Source organism: Streptomyces gilvus (genome assembly GCF_022513565.1).
GTDB lineage: Bacteria > Actinomycetota > Actinomycetes > Streptomycetales > Streptomycetaceae > Streptomyces > Streptomyces gilvus.
The window spans coordinates 34,611-50,193 of sequence record NZ_JAKWBE010000004.1 but is presented as its reverse complement, the minus strand read 5'-3'; the positions used below and the strand labels follow the sequence as shown (position 1 = coordinate 50,193).

The window sequence follows — 15,583 nt, the reverse complement described above, 5'->3', positions numbered from 1 at the left end:
TCACGCCACGGTCAGGACGAGCGCGCCGGTGTAGGACGTGCCGGCATTGAGCGCCTTCCGCGTCCCGTCGACGGTCAGGGTCACCGTCCTGCCGCGCGGCGCCCGCACGGCCGCGTCGGAGGCGATGGTGAGCGCGGTCAGGTACGAGGTGCCGGTGACCGTCCAGGTGGAGCCGCCCTCGAGCCGGACGACGGCGCCGTTGTTGACGGCCGCCTGCGGGGTGTTGGTGACGATGCCCAGCTCGTAGAAGGTGGACGCGTCGATGCTGGAGACGCGGTGCCTGGCCCTCGTCGCGGAGATCACGCCCTCCACCGTCGCGTCCTCGAAGGTCAGGACCATGTTCCTGCCCGTGCGCATGCCGTTGTAGAAGTCGCCCTTCAGCGCGATGGAGGTGAAGGTGGCCGCCCCGTCGGTGGAGTGGACGGCGGTGGTGTCGAACGAGGAGTCCTTCACGGGGTCGCCGGTGGGCTCGGTGTAGACGCCGACGTTCATCATCTTGCCGTTCACGTTGACCGGGCCCGGGTCGTCCAGCTCGATCATCTGCAGGATGACACCGTCGCGCGGGTTGAGCCGGGCGCCCTTCGAGCCGTCGACGCTGATCGTGGTCTGCTGGCCCTTGTTGAGGAAGGTGGCCCGCTCGGAGTTGACGACCGTACCGCCGTCGAGGGTGAGCGTGCCGGCGCCGAAGAACATGTAGCCGAAGTGGCCGGAGTTCACGACCGTGCTGCGGGCGGGGATGTCCGCCAACTCTCGTGCGGTGAGCCCGAGTTCGAGCTCGGTGTTGAGCGCGGCGACGGCCTCCGCGGTGCTGTCGCCGTAGTGCACGACCGCGGCCGGTCCCGCGATGATCGTGGCGTAGCTGCCGACGTCGAAGCGGGAGCCCAGGACACGGACGGTGGCGTCGCCGATGGCGTAGGTGCCGTAGCCGTACGCGCCGGTGTTGCCGACATGGCTGTTGACGGCCGTCAGCTTGAGCCCGCTGCCGCCCTCGACCGACAGCGCTCCCCACGTCTCCGAGAACACGGTCGAGTTGATGTACGTGGAGGTGCTGTTCCTGCCGATCAGGTTGGTGGCGCGGACGTTGCCGTCGAGCCCGAGCATCCACGGCACCGACTCCATGTACGGGGTCTCGACGGTGGCCTGGTAGTCGGAGGGCAGGACGCCGTTGCGGCAGCGGACGGAGGAGTTCTTCACGATGACGTTGGCGCCGTCGTCGGAGATCACGCCGGTGCGCACGACACCCTTGTTGCTGATGCGGGCCCCGTCCACGACGAGTTTGGTGGCGGAGCCGTCGCCGACGACCGCCGCGCCGTACCCGGCGAAGTCGCAACGGCCGTTGCCGGTGAGGGAGATGACGGGGCGGTCCAGGGTGTAGGTGCCGTCCTGGACGTACACGCCGTCGAAGCACTCTCCGGTCGAGGTGATCGAGATGTCACGGGCGAGGGCGTCGGTGAGCCTGCCGCCCCGCACGGCCGCGAGCACGGACTTGTCGCGCACGACACCGTCGGCGTCGACGTACAGGGCCTGGCGGAAGGGGAAGGTGAGCGTCTGGTACGTCACGTCGTTCGCGGCGGCGACGGTGAGGACGACATCGCCCTGGTAGGTGCCGGCCTGGATCAGGGTCGTGGTGCCTCCGGTGGCGGTCAGGAGCTGGCCGGTCTCGACGCCGTCGACGGTGAGGGAGAGGCTGTGGCCGTCGGGTGCGACGATCTTCCCGCCGTCGGCGATGGTCAGCCGGCTCACCCGGGTGGTGGCGGAGAGCGTGTACGTCTCCCCCGGGCCGACCGTGATCCGTGAGCCGGTCGCCTGCGGTGCGGCCGTGGCGGAGGTGGTCGGGACGAGCAGGGCTCCTGCCGTGGCCGTACCGGCGATCAGGAGGGAGCGTCGGGTCATCAGCGTCATTGCTTGCCTTCCCAGAGTGAGGGTGCGCCGTTGCGCAACGTGACCAACAGGTCGTCTCCTCGCCCGGCGGCGACGGCTCGGACGAGGGCACCGGAGGTGCGCACGAGGGAGTGAAGCAGCCCTGCGGAACAGGGAATAGGCGCTTCACGCACACATGCCGGAAGCCGATGCCTCGGATCGGGCCGCGCACTTCATGGCGATCACACAGAGTTGCCACAGGGGAGCGGGCCGGGCGCGCACGACGGCGAGGCGGGCGGCCGTCACGCCGTCCGCCTCGCCCTGCCGGTGCGGTTGTCTACGCCGGGGCGATCATCCCCGCCGACAGGTCGATGTCGGCGCCGCACAGTCCTGGCATCGCGAGCATCGCCACGAGCGCCCGGGCCACCTCGTCCTCCTCGACCAGCCGGCCGAGAGCCGCGCGGGAGGCGAAGTCGTGTTCGGCCTCCTCGACCGTGCAGCCGGTCAGTTCTGCGGTGAGGCGGAAGTTGCGGTCCATGCGGGGGCCCCGGACCGGGCCGGGGGAAAGCGAGTTGACCGAGACGCCGTGCGGGCCGACCTCGCCCGCCAGGGTCCGGGTGAGGCCGAGCAGGGCCATCTTGGAAGCGGTGTAGGGGGTGCGGTTGAGCAGGGGGCGTTTGCCGCTGACGGAGGCGACGTTGACGACGTCGCCCCGCCCGGCGGCGGTCATCGGGGGCAGGAAGGCCTGGCACATCAGATACACGCCCCGCACGTTGACGGCGAACACCTCGTCCCACTCGTCCGGTTCGACGTCGACGAGCGGGCGCACCGGTCCGGCGATGCCGGCGTTGTTGACGAGCAACGACACGTCCTCGTCGGCGAGTTCGGCGGCGAGCCGCCGTACCGGGTCCGGCTCGGAGACGTCGCACACGGCCGTACGCGCCTCCCCGCCCTCCTTGACGACAAGGGCGGCCGCGTCCGCGAGGGCCTGCTCATTGCGTCCGACGAGGATCACCCGGGCTCCCTCAGCGGCGAGCGCCCGGGCGAACGCCCGGCCCAGCGGGCCTCCCCCGCCGGTGACCAACGCCGTGCGCCCCGCCAGGCTCACGCGGTGTTCCACGGCAGCTCGTCGCCGGCGGCGTTCGCGGCGCGTACGTCGCCGGAGCGGGCGTGGCCCTCGAACAGCTCGACGCGGGCCGCGCGTCCGCACAGCCGGCCCAGCAGGGCCTGGGAGTCGGTGTCGGTGACCTCCTGGTAGGTGACGGTCTTCAGGTACTTGCCCACCCACAGGCCGCCGGTGTAGCGGGCGGCGCCCCGGGTCGGCAGGACGTGGTTGGTGCCGATGACCTTGTCGCCGAAGGACACGCAGGTGCCCTCGCCGAGGAACAGGGCTCCGTACTGGGTCATGCGCGACAGCGCTTCGCGCGGCTCTGCCGTGAGCACCTCGACGTGCTCGAAGGCGAACTCGTCGGCCAGCGCGTACAGTTCGTCGATCGTGTCGACGACGTGGACCTGGCCGTGGTCGCGCCAGGCGGGCTCGGCGAAGTCGCGGGTGGGCATGGTCGGCAGAAGCCGCTCGACCTCGGCGACGGTCCTCTCGGCCACCTCTCGGGAGGTGGTGACGAGGACGGCGGGTGAGTCGGGGCCGTGTTCGGCCTGGGAGAGCAGGTCGACGGCGCAGACGAAGGGGTCGGTGTGCTCGTCGGCCAGGACGAGGATCTCGGTTGGGCCTGCGAACAGGTCGATGCCGATCTCGCCGAACAGCTGCCGCTTGGCCTCGGCGACGTAGGCGTTGCCGGGCCCGGCGATCAGGTTGACCGGCTTCATGGTGTCGGTGCCGACGGCCATCGCGGTCACGGCCTGGACGCCGCCGAGCAGCCAGATCTCGTCGGCGCCGGCCAGGTGCATGGCGGCGACGGTGGCGGCAGGGATCTCGCCGTGGATGGGCGGTGTGCAGGCGACCACGCGTGGCACGCCCGCGACCTTGGCGGTGACGACGGTCATGTGGGCGGAGGCGGTGAGCGGGTAGCGTCCGCCGGGGATGTAGGCGCCGGCCGCCTGGACGGGGAGGTGCTTCTGTCCGAGCCGCACGCCCGGCAGGGTCTCCACCTCGAACTCCCGCAGCGAGTCCAGCTGGTGGCGGGCGAAGGCGCGCACCTGCTCCTGGACGAAACGGATGTCGTCGATGACCTGCTGCGGCACCGATGCGACGATCTTCTCGACCTCCTCCTCGCTCAGCCGGAAGGAGGCCGGGCTCCAGTCGTCGAACTTCTCGGAGTACGCGCGCACGGCCGCGTCGCCGCGCTCGCGGACGTCCGCGATGACGCCGGCGACGGTCGTGCGTACCTGGTCGAGGGAGGCGGTCACCTCGGCCCTGGGCACGGCGTGTTTCAGGATCTCTGCCATGGCGGCGGCCTTTCTGCGGGTGGTCGGTCAGACGGGGGGTGCTTCGAAGAGCACGTCGGGGTCGTTGAACTGCTCCTTGGCGACCGACTCGCTCATCGGGTCGGCGGTGCCCCACTGGTCCTGGGTGACGGGGTCGTCGACGTCGTGCCGGCCCGGGTGCCACACGTCCTCTTCGAGGACGGCGAGTTCGGTGGTGTACTCCACGGTGTTGCCGTGCGGGTCGTGGAAGTAGGAGAAGGTGTTGTCGCCGGCCAGATGCCGCCCCGGCCCCCAGGTGAGCCGCGTCCCGGCGCGCAGTGCCCTGCCGGTGCCGCGCATGTACTCCTCCACTCCGCGCATCTCGAACGAGGCGTGGTGCAGGGAGACATGGGGTCCGCGGGCGATGGCGAAGGAGTGGTGCAGCGGGCTGCACCGCAGGAAGTACATGAGGTCGCCCATGTGCGTGGAGTACAGGGTGTCGGTGAGCCGGAAGCCGAGCTGCTCGACGTAGAAGTCCCGAAGGCCTTCCGGGTCCTGGGAGTTGACCACGCAGTGCGAGAGCCGTACGGGGATCGCCTCGCGCTCCTCGATCCTGCGGTGGACGCGGGTGGCGACGTCCGCGGAGACCTCGACGACCCGGCCGTCCGGATCGAAGAAGCGCAGCCCGTAGCCGCCGCCGGGTGTGTCCAGCGCCCTGGGTTCGTGGACGAGCCGGACGCCCGCCCGGCCGATCCGTACCGCCAGTTCGTCGACGGCCGCCGGGGAGACGGCGCCGAAGGCCACCAGGTCCATCCGCTTGCGCTCGTCGGCGCGGATGCGGACGACGTACTGCTCTGGGCTGCCCTCGGCGGCGAAGAAGGCCACACCGCTGTCGTTCGCGATCTCCGTCAGACCCCAGGTGGTGGAGTAGAAGGCGCGCTGTCGCTCGAAGTCCGGTACGGCCAGGTCGACATGGCGCAGATGGGTGATCGGCTGGAAGCTCATGCGTGGCTCCTGACGGTGTTGCGCTGGTGGCCCAGGCCGGTGATCTCGGCCTCCACGACGTCGCCGGGCCTCAGGAAGACGCCCCAGTGCGCGCCGTTGCCGGCCGGGGAGCCGGTGAGCAGCAGGTCGCCGGGGCGCAGCGTGCTGGTCGTGGAGGCGTACGCGATGAGCCGCGGGATGTCGAAAATCATGTCCTTGGTGGACTCGTCCTGCCGGACGACGCCGTTGTGGCGCAGGGTGATCCGCAGGTCGTTCGGGTCGCCGACGAAGTCCGCAGGAACCAGGAAGGGGCCGGTCGGCAGGAACGTGTCGGCGTTCTTGGCGGTGAACCAGTCGGTGCCGATGGCCTTCAGATCTGGCCGGTAGAGGCGGTCACGGGTGGTGAGATCGTTGCAGACGGTGTACGCCGCCACGTACCGGAGCGCTTCCTCGACCTGGATGTTCTTGCCGGTCCGGCCGATGACGAGGGCGAGTTCGAGCTCCCAGTCGTGCTGCTCGCCCTGCTCGGGCAGGACGATGTCGTCGTAGGCGCCGCACATCGCGCGCGGCGAGCCGAGGAAGACGTACGGCTCGCCGTTGCTGATCCGCTCGTCCATCATCCGCTCGGCGTCCGCGCGGGCCTCGGCGGGGGTGGCGCCGTGCATGCTCTCCTTCTCGGCGGCGACCAGATCCACCACGTGCTTGCGGTAGTTGGCGCCGCTCTGCAGGATCTGGCCCGGCTCCAGAGGGGGATGGACGCGCAGGCCGGTGAGGTCGTGCCAGGTGCCGTCCGGCGACCTGGCGAGGTCGTGCAGGCGGGGCAGCCAGGTGTCCCAGTCGTCGATCAGGTCGCGCACGGACGCGGCCCGGTCGGACAGGTCGCGCACACGGGCGCCGGTGACCAGGCCGGGAAAGGCGCCGGCACTGCTGCGGAAGGTGCCGAGCGCGAACGGTCCGGCGTGAGGGGGCAGGGGATCGGGCACGGGCGGCTCTCCTCGTACGGGTGGGGTCGCTTTCGACGCTAGGCACCGGGGGCAGGGGGCGGAAATCGCCGTTGGCGATGCGTGCCATCACGGGCCGCGCCCGCCCCCGGCCCCGCCATCGCCGTACGGGATGCATGACGTCCCCCATGCCGATGCCTCGATCCGTTGACCCCGCGTCGGCCGTCCACGCAGGCTCAAAGCACCCACCATCCAAGGAGAGACCCGTGGTAGTCGAGCATGCCCTGCTGACCGTCGAGGCCGGCCGGGAAGAGGGGTTCCAGGAGGTCTTCGGCAAGGCCCGCGAGGTGCTGGCGGAGGCCGACGGGTTCCGCTGGGCGGAGCTGCTGCGGTGCGCGGAACAGTCCGAGGTCTGCCTGCTCCTGGTCGGCTGGGAGTCCGTCGAGGCGCACACGGCCGGCTTCCGCGAGTCCGAGCGCTTCCGGCGCTGGCGGGCTCTCGTGGGTCCGTTCTTCACCGAGCCGCCGGCCGTGCGGCACTTCCATGAGCTGGGTGCGCGCTTCTCCGGCTGACCCCCTCTTTCCTCTACGTTCGCAAGGATCGCCCATGCCCGTACAGAAGGTGCTCGTCGTCGGCGGCGGCATCACCGGAAGCGTGCTGTCCCTCGCGTTGGCCCGGCGCGGGGTCGACGTGGACCTCGTCGAGATCTCGCCCCAGTGGTTCGGCGTGGGCCACGGCATCACCCTCCAGGGCAACGCCCTCAAGGCACTGCGCGCGGTGGGCGTGCTGGAGCGGGTGCTGGAGCGGGCCGTGCCGTTCGACCGGATGCGGCTGCGGCGCGCGGACGGCGGGCTGATCACGGAGCTGCTTACCCCGCACACCGGCGGCCCCGACCTGCCCTCCACCGCGGGCGCCCTGCGCTCCGACCTGCAGGACGCGCTGTGCGACGCGGTGTACGCGCACGGGGTCCAGGTCCGGCTCGGGGTGAGCGTCGAGCGGTTCGACCAGTCGGCCGGGTGGGTGGACGTCACGTTCACCGACGGCACGAGGGGCCGCTACGACCTGATGGTGGGCGCCGACGGCATCAACTCGGCGATGCGTCGGCTGATCGGGCTCTCCGCCCGCCCGCGCCCGGTCGGCATGTCGATCTTCCGGGTGGTCGCCGAACGCCCCGCCGAGATGGACTGCGCCGAGGTCTACTACGGCGGCCCCCGCTTCAAGGCCGGCTACAGCCCGATCTCCGCCGACCGCTGCTACGCCTACCTGCTCGACGAGAACCTCGACACCTCGCTGGTCGGACCGCGCGCCCCCCTCACCCTGCTGCGCGAGCGCGGCGCGGGGTACGGCGGCACCTGGGGCGAGGTCACCGCCGCGCTGCCCGACGACACGGCGGTCGACTACCGCTGGATCGAGGCGGTGCTGGTCGACGAGCCCTGGCACCGCGGCCGCGCGATGGTCGTCGGCGACGCGGCGCACGCCTGTCCGCCGCTGATCGCCCAGGGCGCCGCGATGTGCATGGAGGACGCGGTCCTGCTGGCCGAACTGGTCACCGGGGACGAACCGTTGGAGAGGGCCCTCGACCACTTCATGTGCCGTCGGCTGCCCCGGGTCGGGATGGTGCTGCGCAACTCGCTCCAGCTCGCCGAGTGGGAGATCCACCCCGGCACCCCCGGCGCCGATCCCGCCCGCATCATGTCCGAGACCCTCGAGTCGCTGACGGCGGCCGCATGAGCACCCCGGTCGTCGACTTCCACGGCCATCTGGCCGTCCCGGCCGCCGACGCCCTGATCGCAAACACCCCGGGCCTCGCCGCCGAACTGGCGGCGGAACGGCGTGCCCACTCCCCCGCGTCCCTGGCCGTCAACCGTACCCAACTCCACGGACTGGCAGGCAAGTTGACCGACGTCGCCGAGCGCCTCACCGACCTCGACGCGATGGGCGTCGACATCCAGGTGGTCGGCCCGATGCCGATGCACCACTACTGGGCCGACCCGGACCTGGCCGTACGTCTGACCCGTACGGTCAACCAGGCCGTGGCCGCGCACTGCGCGCACGCACCCGAGCGGCTGTACGGACTGGGAACCGTTCCGCTCCAGCACCCCGATCTCGCGGTGGCCCTGTTGGACCGGGCGGTCACCGAGTACGGCCTGTACGGCATCAGCGTCTCCACGACCGTCGAGGGGCGCGAGCTGGCCGACCCGGCGCACGACGAAGTCTGGCGAAAGGCCGAGGAGTTGGGTGCCGTGGTCTTCGTCCATCCCTGGGGCTGCTCGCTCGGCGAACGGCTCGCGACGCACTACCTGGGCAACACGGTGGGCCAGCCGGTCGAGACGACGGTCGCCCTCTCACGTCTGATCTTCACCGGGGTGCTGGACCGCTACCCGCGCCTGAAGCTGGTCGCCGCGCACGGCGGCGGCTACCTGCCGACCTACATCGGCCGCTCCGACCACGCCTGGCGGGTACGGCCGGACGCGCGCGGGTGCGCCGAGCCGCCGAGCGCGTATCTGCGGCGCATGTGGTTCGACGCCCTCGTCTACACCCCCCGGGCCCTGCGCCACCTGGTCGAGGAAGTGGGCGCAGACCGGGTCGTCCTCGGCACCGACCACCCCTTCGACATGGGCATCACCGACCCGCTGGACCGCCTGGACGCGGCCGGACTGGCCCCGGCCGACCGTGCCGCCGTCGCCGGGGGCAACGCCCTCGACCTGCTGTTGAAAGGACGCATGCGATGACCTCTCGCATCCGCCTCGGCCCGATCGAGGAGGAACTCGCCAAGGCCCGTGCCGCCTACCGCAACTGGGGCCGCTGGGGCGAGGACGACGTGCTGGGCACGCTCAACTTCATCGACGACGCGATCCGGGCCCACGCGGCCGGCCTGGTCCGGCGGGGGCGTTCCTTCTCGCTCGCGCTGGAGTTCAACGAGGACGGACCGCAGCGCGGGTTCCGCGGGCGGATCAACCCCGTCCACTACATGAAGGACACCGGCTCGGACGCGGCGGCCGGCACCCAGGGCTTCCCGCACGGCTTCGGCGGCGCCGACGACCACGTCGTGATGCCGTTGCAGGCCTCCACCCAGTGGGACGGGCTGGGCCACATCTACGACAACAAGCAGGCGTGGAACGGCCGTCCGTGCACGATCGTCAGCGGCGACGGCGACTCGGTCACCGGCATCGAGCACATGCGGGACGCCTTCACCGGCCGGGGCGTGCTCCTCGACGTGGGCCGGGCGGTGGGCGACGATCACGGCGAACTCCCCGACGGCTTCCCCGTCCTGGAAGAACATCTGCGCGTCACCATCGAGACGCAGGGCGCGACCTCCACCGTCCGGCGCGGCGACCTCGTGCTGGTGCGCACCGGCCAGATCGGCCGGGTGCGACGGCTCGGCGAGTGGGGCGCCTACGCGGCCGGGGACGCGCCCGGACTGTCCTTCACCACGCTGGACTGGCTGCACCGCACGGAGATCGCGGCGATCGCCTCCGACACCTGGGGCCTCGAGGTGCGGCCCTACGAGTTCGCCGAGCCGGCGATGTCCCCGCTGCACCAGATCGCCATCCCCAACATGGGCCTGCCGCTGGGCGAGATGTGGGACCTGGAGCCGCTGGCCGAGGACTGCGCGGCCGACGGCGTCTACGAGTTCCTGCTGGTCGCCGCTCCCCTCCCGGTCACCGGCGCGGTCGGCGCGCCGGTCAACCCCATCGCGGTCAAGTGAGGCCGGCGTGAACAGGTTCTCCGGCACTCTGCACCTCCCCGGCGACGCGGACTTCGAGGAGGCCTGCTTCGGTCGGGTCTTCAACGCCCGCCGCCCCGCGGACCGTTCACCGGCCGCCGTACTCAACGCACGCACCGAGCAGGACGTCGTCGAGGGTGTACGGCTCGCCCTGGAACGCGGCTGGCAGGTCGCGGTCCGGTCCGGCGGGCACAGCTGGGCCGCCTGGTCGGTGCGTCACGACGCCCTGCTGATCGACCTCGGGGACTTCCGGGAGATGGCCTACGACCCGCGGACCGGAATCGTCACCGCGACCCCCAGCGTCAAGGGCGGCGACGAACTCAACCCCTGTCTCGGTGAGTTCGGCCGGTTCTTCAACGGCGGGCACTGTCCCTCGGTCGGGATCGGCGGCTTCCTCCTCCAGGGCGGGCAGGGCTGGAACGCGCGCGGGTGGGGCTGGGCGGCGGAGAACGTCGTGGCGATCGACGTCGTCACCGCCGAGGGCGAGCTGGTGCGGGCGGACGAGAGCCAGAACAGTGACCTGTTCTGGGCGGCACGCGGCGCGGGACCCGGCTTCTTCGGCGTCGTCACCCGCTTCCACCTGCGCACCCGGCCGCTGCCGAGGCATATCGGGCACACCGTGCACGCCTACCCCCTCGACCTCTTCGACGAGGTCATGACCTGGCTGCACGGCATCCACCACACCGTCTCGGACCTGGTGGAGATCGTCGCGCTGACGCAGACACCGCCCGACCGGGACGAGCCGGTCCTGCTGGTCACCGGCGTCTCCATGACCGACACCCCCGAGGAAGCCGCCGAGGCCCTGGCCCCGCTGCACGCCAACCCCTACGCCGATCGGGCCCTGTTCCGGATCGAGGCCCAACCCACCACCATCGCCGAGCAGTTGGCGGGACAGCGCACCGCCAACCCCGAGGGCCACCGCTACCTCGTCGACAACGCCTGGCTGACCGGACCGGCCGAGGAGGTGGTGCCGGCGATCCGCAAGGCGTTCACCGAGCACCCCACCCGGCAGACCTTCACCATCTGGTTCTCCATGGCCCCCCTGCGCCAACTCCCCGACATGGCCTTCTCGTTGCAGTCCGAGATCTACTGCGCCGCCTACGTCGTCCACGACCGGCCGGAACGGGACGCGGAACTGCGCGCCTGGCTGGACGAGGCGATGGCGGCGATGCGGCCGGTGACCGCCGGGCAGTACCTGGGCGACTCCGACTTCACCGTGCGTCAGCTGAGGTTCATGGGCGACGAACAGTGGGCGCGGCTGCGTCAGATCCGTGCCGCCCGCGATCCGAAGGGTCTGTTCGCGGGCTATCTGAGCACGGACGCCGTCACCAACACCAACGACTGGGAGCACTGAGGCATGCGGTTCGCGACATACGAGTACCGGGGCGAGGAACGCGCCGGGGTGGTCCGGGAGGGGACGATCCATCCGCTGCCCGAGGGCGTCACGCTGCTCACGCTCATCGAACAGGACGTGCTCCTCGCGGCCGGCGTCGAAGCCCTCCAGGAGCGCTCCGAGGTGACGGTCGAGCAGGTGCGGCTGCTGCCGCCGCTGAAGCCGCCGTCGATCCGGGACTTCGTCGGCTTCGAGGCGCACATCGAGGGCGTGTCGAAATCCCTGGACGGGCTGGAGCACGTCCCCGAGGAGTGGTACCGGGCACCCAACTTCTACTTCACCAACCCGCACGCCGCCTACGGGGCCCACGACGACGTACCGGTCCCGGCGGGCTGCTCGGTGCTGGACTTCGAGCTGGAGGTGGGGGCGGTGATCGGGCGTGCCGGGCGTGACCTGACTCCGGAGCAGGCGGGTGAGCACATCGTCGGCTACCTGGTCTTCAACGACTGGTCGGCGCGCGATCTGCAGAAACCGGAGAAGAACCTCGGCCTGGGCTTCTCCAAGGGCAAGGACTTCGCCAACACGCTCGGCCCCTACCTGGTCACCGCCGACGAGGTGGCGGACCGGCGGGACGCGGACGGTTTCCTCGAACTGGAGATGACGGTCACCCTCAACGGCGAGCTGATCGGCCGCGACACGCTCGCCAACTGCTCGTGGACCTTCGAGGAGATGGTCGCCTACGCCAGCCGGGACGCCTGGGTGCGCCCCGGGGACGTCCTGGGCTCGGGCACCTGCGGCTGGGGCGCGCTGGCGGAGTTCTGGGGCCGCCTCGGGGAGCGGACCCCGCCACCACTCGCGCCGGGCGACGAGGTCACGCTCGCCGTGGAACGGCTCGGCAGCCTCTCCAACCGGATCGTGCCGGGGCGTACGGACGTGTATCTGCCCCGAGCCCGCAAACGGGGCCGCACCCCTCGCCCGTGAATCCGTCGTCCTCCTCTGACCTGCGGACATCCGGGGAGCCGATGGTTGCTATCGGACCGCTGTGAGTTGTCCCCGAGCCCCTTCCTCGGCGCGAAACCCGTCGTTACGCTCCGATGTCACCGAGCTTCAACGACGCGGCCGGAAGGAGACACACATGGGTCTCGGAGCGATCGACCTGAACCTTCTGGTGGCGCTGGAAGCCCTCCTGGAGGAGAAGAACGTCACCCACGCCGGCGTACGCCTGTCCACCAGCCAGTCCGCGATGAGCGGCTCGCTGGCCCGGCTGCGCCGGCACTTCAACGACGAGCTGCTGATCAGGGTCGGCCGGGAGTACGAGCTGACACCGCTGGCCGAGCGGCTGCTGCCGGTCGTCCAGGCCTCGCTGCACAAGGCGGAGGAGGCCCTGTCGCTCACCCGGCACTTCGACCCGGGGCGCAGCCGGCAGCGCTTCTCGGTGGTGATGTCCGACTACGTGATGACCGTGCTCGTGGAGCCGCTGCTGCGGGTGATCGCCGAGGAGGCGCCCGGCGTCCGGCTCGACTTCCACCCCATCGTGGACGGGCAGCTGGAGAACGAGACGCACCTGCGCTGCCACGACCTGATGATCGTGCCGCTCGGCTACCAGCTGCCGGGGGTGAGCGAAGCCGTGATGCACGACCGGTTCGTGTGTCTCGTCGACCCGGACAATCCGCGAGTGGCGGACGGGCGGCTCACGCTGCGCGACCTGGCGGAGATGCCGCACGCCGCGTGCGCGATCGGCAAGAGCCACACGCCGGTGGGCCGTCAGCTGGAGACCCTCGGCATCACACCGAGGGTGCAGGTCAGCACGCCCGGCTTCAGCGTGCTGCCGTTCCTCGTCAGCGGCACCGACCTCGTCGCCCTGGTCCCCGAGCGGCTCGCCCGGCGCTACGAGGGCTTCGCGCGCTGCGCCGTCGTACCGACGCCGTTCCCCGACGTGCCGCTGGTGGAGGCCATGTACTGGCACCACAACCGCCACACCGACCCGGCCCACCGGTGGCTGCGGGAGATGGTGCGCACGGTCGGCGCGTCGCTCGGGCAGGAGATCGCCGCGGCCGATGCCAGCCATGACGAATCAGCGTTTCCGGGGCTGAGCGCGGCTTCCTAGCGTGGGGGCGAGACCCCCGCACCCATGGAGGAGCCGTGAGCCGTACGCGTCTGGCGGGCCGTACCGTCGTCGTCACCGGAGCCGCACAGGGCCAGGGAGCCGCGGAGGTGGCGGCCGCCGCCCGGGAGGGCGCGACGGTGATCGCGACCGATGTCCTGGACGAGACGGGCGAGAAGCTGGCCGCGTCCCTGCGCGCCGACGGCCTCGACGTGACCTACCGGCATCTGGACGTCTCCTCCCCCGAGGACTGGGCGGCGCTCGCGGCCTGTCCGGATACCGTGCACGGCCTGGTCAACAACGCGGGCATCCCCATGCGGGCGCGCCTCGGCGAGGTCGAACTCGCCGACTGGAACCGGGCGTTCGCGGTGAATACCACCGGTGCCCTGCTCGGCATCCAGGCCCTGTCCCCGCTGATGCCGGCCGGTTCCTCCATCGTCAACGTCGGCTCGGTGGCCGCACTCACGGCCCACCACGCGGTCGCCTACACCGCCAGCAAGTGGGCGCTGCGGGGCCTGTCGAAGGTGGCGGCACTGGAGCTGGCGCCGCGCGGCATCCGGACCAACGTCGTCCACCCCGGCTACATCGAGACCCCGCTGATGACGTCCGCGAACCCGGTGTTCGTCCGCGCCCATGTCTCGATGACCCCCCAGGGGCGCGGCGGCACGGTCGACGAGGTGGCCCCGCTGGTCGTCTACCTGCTGTCCGACGAGGCGTCCTACGTCAACGGCGCCGAGATCACGGTCGACGGCGGCTACACGGCGCACGGCGGCGTGAAGGCGATCACGAACGCACTCGACGGCGCGTGACGGGCGCGGCCCGGACGGACTCCCGGCGAGGGGACGCGCCGAGCAGGGCGGCGGCGCAGGCCAGGCCCGCCGTCGCCAGCAGCGCACAGGCCGTGAACCCGGCGCGGTAGCCCGCTGTCAAGCCCGCGAGTCCGGATCCCCCCGTATGGGACAGGGCGACGGAGGTGACCACCGCGACGCCGAAGGCCCCGCCGATCTGGAAGGCCGCGGTGTTGATGCCGGAGGCCACCCCCGACTCCCGCTCCCCCACACCGGTGAGGGCGGCGACCGAACCGCCTCGGCGCCCTGGCAGATGTCGAGGTCGGCGTGGGTGCGCCCGGCGCGGGCCAGTCCCTCGTCGAGGTGGGCGAAGTACGCCCCTGCCGCGCCCTCGGGCACGAAGCTGATGCCGAGCCAGCCGTCGGCGACCTCACCCGTCAGCCGCAACATGGCGGGCGACAGGGCGGCGAGGTAGACGGGGACGGGGTGTTCGGGCCGGGTCGACAGACGCATCGGGACGGCCTCGCCACCGGGCAGCGGGATGCTGAACAGGCTTCCCCTGTAGGAGAGTTTGCCGCCGTCGAAGACCCGGCGCACGATCTCGACGGTCTCCCGCATACGCGCCGGCGGACGGGCGAACGGCACCCCGTGCAGCCCCTCGATCACCTGCGGGCCGGAGACGCCGAGCCCGAGCAGGAAGCGTCCGCCGGAGAGGTTGGACAGGGTGATCGCGGTCTGGGCGACGGCCACCGGGGTGCGGGTGGCGAGTTGCAGGACGCCGGAGCCCAGCAGCATCCGCTTGGTCAGCGCGGCGTAGTAGCCGAGCGCGGAGGGCGCGTCGGAGCCCCAGGCCTCGGCCACCCAGCAGACGTCAGGCCGAGTTTCTCCGCCTCCACGACGAAGTCGGCCTGTTCCGACCAGTGTTGACCGCCGGAGGCCTCGATCGTGGTCACGGTGCGCATCAGCCGTTCTCCGCACGGTTCTTGAGGTGGCGCAGGGTGGTGGTCATGGCGTGCTCCAGCTCCCGCAGCCGTACGAACACGATCTTCTGTTCCTTCTCCGGCATGCGGTCGATCGCCGCGGACACTCCGGAGCGGCCGGGCCCCATCTGCATCCACTGCGACACCTCGGTGCCGCCGTCGCCGGGGTGCAGACGAAAGCGCCAGACCGCCGACGGACGGTCGGGGTTCTGCACCGCCCAGGCGAGGACGCGGCAGGGTTCGCACTCGATGACGTACGAGGTGGTGGTCCAGTCGCCGAGCGCCTCGTGCCGGTTGCGGCCGAGGATCCGGGCGCCGACCGCGGGCTCCTCGGCGCCGTCGAGCCACTCCACGGACTGGAGTTCGTCGCTCATGCCCGGCATCAGCCCGATGTCACGGACCAGCGCCCACACCCGCTCGGGCCGGGCGGCGATCCAGGTCCGCACCTCGACCGTCGGCTTGTCCGTGTAGCGCGCGCCCGTCCACCTCATGCCAGGCCGAC

At 71.3% G+C, this 15,583-nt stretch carries 14 protein-coding genes and 1 pseudogene; 8 read left to right on the top strand and 7 right to left on the bottom strand.

Annotated elements, in window-relative coordinates:
- The 5 genes from MKW14_RS08545 to MKW14_RS08525 form a co-directional block, all read right to left on the bottom strand.
- A complete protein-coding gene (locus tag MKW14_RS08545; protein WP_240860616.1) occupies nt 1-1,893 on the bottom strand; it encodes a hypothetical protein in 1,893 nt (630 codons plus the stop codon).
- Nucleotides 1,894-2,197: 304 nt separating this feature from the next.
- Nucleotides 2,198-2,968, bottom strand: coding sequence for an SDR family NAD(P)-dependent oxidoreductase (locus MKW14_RS08540; RefSeq protein ID WP_240860614.1), 771 nt, complete (start codon nt 2,966-2,968; stop codon nt 2,198-2,200).
- The gene (gene hisD, locus MKW14_RS08535) at nt 2,965-4,266 is read right to left on the bottom strand and encodes a histidinol dehydrogenase (protein ID WP_240860612.1); all 1,302 of its coding nucleotides are present in this window, start codon (nt 4,264-4,266) and stop codon (nt 2,965-2,967) included. Before hisD ends, MKW14_RS08540 begins: the two co-directional genes overlap by 4 nt.
- Before the next feature lie 27 nt (nt 4,267-4,293).
- Nucleotides 4,294-5,229, bottom strand: coding sequence for a VOC family protein (locus tag MKW14_RS08530; protein WP_240860611.1), 936 nt, complete (start codon nt 5,227-5,229; stop codon nt 4,294-4,296).
- On the bottom strand, nt 5,226-6,191 hold the full coding sequence (locus MKW14_RS08525) for a fumarylacetoacetate hydrolase family protein (protein WP_240860609.1): 966 nt from the start codon (nt 6,189-6,191) through the stop codon (nt 5,226-5,228). The genes MKW14_RS08530 and MKW14_RS08525 overlap by 4 nt, the downstream gene beginning before the upstream one ends.
- 224 nt (nt 6,192-6,415) lie before the next feature.
- Here MKW14_RS08525 and MKW14_RS08520 point away from each other — a divergent pair, with 224 nt between their 5' ends.
- From MKW14_RS08520 to MKW14_RS08485, 8 genes are all read left to right on the top strand, one after another.
- The gene (locus MKW14_RS08520) at nt 6,416-6,721 is read left to right on the top strand and encodes an antibiotic biosynthesis monooxygenase family protein (RefSeq protein WP_240860606.1); all 306 of its coding nucleotides are present in this window, start codon (nt 6,416-6,418) and stop codon (nt 6,719-6,721) included.
- Between the two features lie 34 nt (nt 6,722-6,755).
- On the top strand, nt 6,756-7,880 hold the full coding sequence (locus MKW14_RS08515; RefSeq protein WP_240860604.1) for an FAD-dependent monooxygenase: 1,125 nt from the start codon (nt 6,756-6,758) through the stop codon (nt 7,878-7,880).
- Nucleotides 7,877-8,881, top strand: coding sequence for an amidohydrolase family protein (locus tag MKW14_RS08510; protein ID WP_240860602.1), 1,005 nt, complete (start codon nt 7,877-7,879; stop codon nt 8,879-8,881). The genes MKW14_RS08515 and MKW14_RS08510 overlap by 4 nt, the downstream gene beginning before the upstream one ends.
- Complete coding sequence (locus MKW14_RS08505; RefSeq protein ID WP_240860600.1) at nt 8,878-9,858, top strand: cyclase family protein; 981 nt, start codon at nt 8,878-8,880, stop codon at nt 9,856-9,858. The genes MKW14_RS08510 and MKW14_RS08505 overlap by 4 nt, the downstream gene beginning before the upstream one ends.
- 7 nt (nt 9,859-9,865) lie before the next feature.
- Complete coding sequence (locus MKW14_RS08500; protein WP_240860592.1) at nt 9,866-11,230, top strand: FAD-binding oxidoreductase; 1,365 nt, start codon at nt 9,866-9,868, stop codon at nt 11,228-11,230.
- 3 nt (nt 11,231-11,233) lie between these two features.
- Nucleotides 11,234-12,190 (top strand): fumarylacetoacetate hydrolase family protein, encoded by a 957-nt coding sequence (locus MKW14_RS08495; protein ID WP_240860590.1) that lies wholly within the window; start codon nt 11,234-11,236, stop codon nt 12,188-12,190.
- A 154-nt stretch (nt 12,191-12,344) separates the two neighbouring features.
- Nucleotides 12,345-13,316, top strand: a complete 972-nt coding sequence (locus MKW14_RS08490; RefSeq protein WP_240860588.1) for a LysR family transcriptional regulator — start codon at nt 12,345-12,347, stop codon at nt 13,314-13,316.
- 35 nt (nt 13,317-13,351) lie between these two features.
- Nucleotides 13,352-14,122, top strand: coding sequence for an SDR family NAD(P)-dependent oxidoreductase (locus MKW14_RS08485; protein WP_240860586.1), 771 nt, complete (start codon nt 13,352-13,354; stop codon nt 14,120-14,122).
- Nucleotides 14,123-14,398: 276 nt separating this feature from the next.
- Here the strand turns inward: MKW14_RS08485 and MKW14_RS08480 are convergent.
- A pseudogene (locus tag MKW14_RS08480) lies at nt 14,399-15,063 on the bottom strand (LLM class flavin-dependent oxidoreductase); the annotation flags it as partial.
- The gene (locus tag MKW14_RS08475) at nt 15,063-15,572 is read right to left on the bottom strand and encodes an SRPBCC family protein (protein WP_240860584.1); all 510 of its coding nucleotides are present in this window, start codon (nt 15,570-15,572) and stop codon (nt 15,063-15,065) included. The pseudogene MKW14_RS08480 and the gene MKW14_RS08475, both read right to left, overlap by 1 nt.
- Nucleotides 15,573-15,583 lie beyond the last annotated feature (11 nt).

Coding starts and splice junctions, on each gene's coding strand:
- MKW14_RS08545 (WP_240860616.1), bottom strand. CDS start 1,893: ATGACCCGACGCTCCCTCCTGATCGCCGGTACGGCCACGGCAGGAGCC.
- hisD (WP_240860612.1), bottom strand. CDS start 4,266: ATGGCAGAGATCCTGAAACACGCCGTGCCCAGGGCCGAGGTGACCGCC.
- MKW14_RS08530 (WP_240860611.1), bottom strand. CDS start 5,229: ATGAGCTTCCAGCCGATCACCCATCTGCGCCATGTCGACCTGGCCGTA.
- MKW14_RS08515 (WP_240860604.1), top strand. CDS start 6,756: ATGCCCGTACAGAAGGTGCTCGTCGTCGGCGGCGGCATCACCGGAAGC.
- MKW14_RS08510 (WP_240860602.1), top strand. CDS start 7,877: ATGAGCACCCCGGTCGTCGACTTCCACGGCCATCTGGCCGTCCCGGCC.
- MKW14_RS08505 (WP_240860600.1), top strand. CDS start 8,878: ATGACCTCTCGCATCCGCCTCGGCCCGATCGAGGAGGAACTCGCCAAG.
- MKW14_RS08495 (WP_240860590.1), top strand. CDS start 11,234: ATGCGGTTCGCGACATACGAGTACCGGGGCGAGGAACGCGCCGGGGTG.
- MKW14_RS08490 (WP_240860588.1), top strand. CDS start 12,345: ATGGGTCTCGGAGCGATCGACCTGAACCTTCTGGTGGCGCTGGAAGCC.
- MKW14_RS08475 (WP_240860584.1), bottom strand. CDS start 15,572: ATGAGGTGGACGGGCGCGCGCTACACGGACAAGCCGACGGTCGAGGTG.